This is a genomic window from Caballeronia sp. LZ032 (assembly GCF_031451315.1).
Taxonomy (GTDB): domain Bacteria; phylum Pseudomonadota; class Gammaproteobacteria; order Burkholderiales; family Burkholderiaceae; genus Caballeronia.
This window is the reverse complement of sequence record NZ_JARUXP010000033.1, coordinates 1-1,771: the sequence shown is the minus strand read 5'-3', so window position 1 is coordinate 1,771 and position 1,771 is coordinate 1. Positions and strand designations below refer to the sequence as shown.

The window sequence follows — 1,771 nt, the reverse complement described above, 5'->3', positions numbered from 1 at the left end:
CGCGGTCATTGTCGGCGCGGATGACGCAGCGAAGAACAGTCTGTCCACCGGTACGCTGACGTTCGCGGACGTCGGCAACCACTCGCACTATTCGGCGAACAGTATTGGCGGCTCCGTGGGGCTGTCGCCGGGTCCGAGCTCCGACAAGGCTGTCGGTCCTGCTTCAGTGCCGGGATCGGGCGGGCTGGTGCCGATGATCGGCCAGCATGAGAACGGCGACCAAAGTTCGACCACGCGCAGCGCGATCAGCCCGGGCACGATCACGCTCACCGACGTGGAACGTCAGGCGCAGGACGTGGCGAATCTGAGCCGCGACACGACGAGCACGAACGGCACGGTAGCAAGCACGCCCGACGTGAACGAGATACTGAACCAACAGGCTGATACGATGCAGGCCGCACAGGCGGCGGGGCAAGTGGTGGCTCAAGGCATCGGCGCGTATGCGGATATGGAGCACAATCTGGCGGAGGCCAATCACGATCAGGCGGGTGCAGCGGCGTGGGCCGAGGGTGGTGAGTACAGAATTGCGATGCATATTGCTGGTGGTGCGGCGGTCGCGGGTCTTGGCGGTGGAAGCGTAGGCAGTGCTGCGCAAGGAGCCGCCGGTGCGGGAATCTCGGCGGCGGCTGCGGGCAAGCTCGATGAGTTGAGTCATGACATCGCGGCGTCCAGTCCGACTGGCAATGCGGATGCAGATCGAGCCTTGGGCAACATCATCGCGAATGTGCTTGCCACGGGAGCGGGCGCAGCGGTGGGCGGTAGTTCGGGCGCGTCGGCTGCGTCGAGCGTTGATTTATACAATCGATCTGCTCATGACGGTGCGGGCGGCGACAAGAGGTCGAAGGATCTGGTGGCGCAGGTGTGCCCGGCCACTGTGCAATGTAGTGACGCAATGCTGAGTGCTGAGATTCAGGCGCAGGGGGACAACGCGCAACTTGCACTTGGGGCAATGTCTCCGGATTATGTTTCGATCCAAGGCAACATCTATATTGCTTCAGGCGGCGTAGTAATTAATCTGCACAACGGCGATACATTTGGAAGTTGGGCGCTTGGTAAGCCCATCCCCACGTATTCGTTGAAGCCCGGGCTTTCCGTGACGTTCGGAAGTATTCTTGGAGGAGGAGGTGCAGCAGGTACTAGCTCGTACTTGGCCGGTGGTGGTGCTAATGCGTCAACGTTCGTACCTGTTCCGGCCCTCCCTGCCATTGGTGTAGGTGGCGGGATCAGTCATGCATATGGGGGACAAACCTCCATTGAGTATGGTTTTAGCTTCCCGCCTGGTACCGCAGTGAATCCCATTAGTTATGGGTTTGACATGAAAAAGTAGAGAGGCCAATATGGCTGGACCATCATTCAAACCGGGCCAATACGAGAAGCTGAGTAAAGGTCAAAAGACAATCTACTGGGTTGCCATCGTTATTGGATTTACTCTGATTGCTGGCATCTGGATTTATAAACTCGTTCTGGCGCATTGAAACAACGAACCCAGCCTTGCGCTGGGTTCGTTGTCTGTAGCGATCGTTCAAGCCGGTGTGATGATGAGCTTGCCGTCTTCGACCTGAACACACACGCGACTTCGCGGTTTGAATCCGGCCTGTTGCAGGAAGGCGGTGAGTGAGCTTCCCCTGAAATTTCGCCTTCCAGCAGGTCGCGTATAAACTCGACCCAAAGGAAGGAAAGCATAGATGTTCAAGGTACCGCACCAGGTGTACACGGCAGAGTTCAAGGAAGCCGCCGTGCAACGAGTCAAGGACGGGCAAGGCCTGAGCGC

At 58.5% G+C, this 1,771-nt stretch carries 2 protein-coding genes; one reads left to right on the top strand and one right to left on the bottom strand.

Annotated features, from left to right (window positions below; all coding sequences use genetic code 11):
- Positions 1-1,327: polymorphic toxin type 22 domain-containing protein (locus tag QCE69_RS39270; protein ID WP_309936145.1), on the top strand; the 1,327-nt coding region annotated here is incomplete at its 5' end.
- Positions 1,328-1,349: 22 nt separating this feature from the next.
- On the opposite strand, the gene QCE69_RS39265 is transcribed toward QCE69_RS39270, so the two are convergent.
- A partial coding sequence (locus QCE69_RS39265; RefSeq protein WP_309927955.1) for a hypothetical protein occupies positions 1,350-1,771 on the bottom strand: 422 nt, incomplete at its 5' end.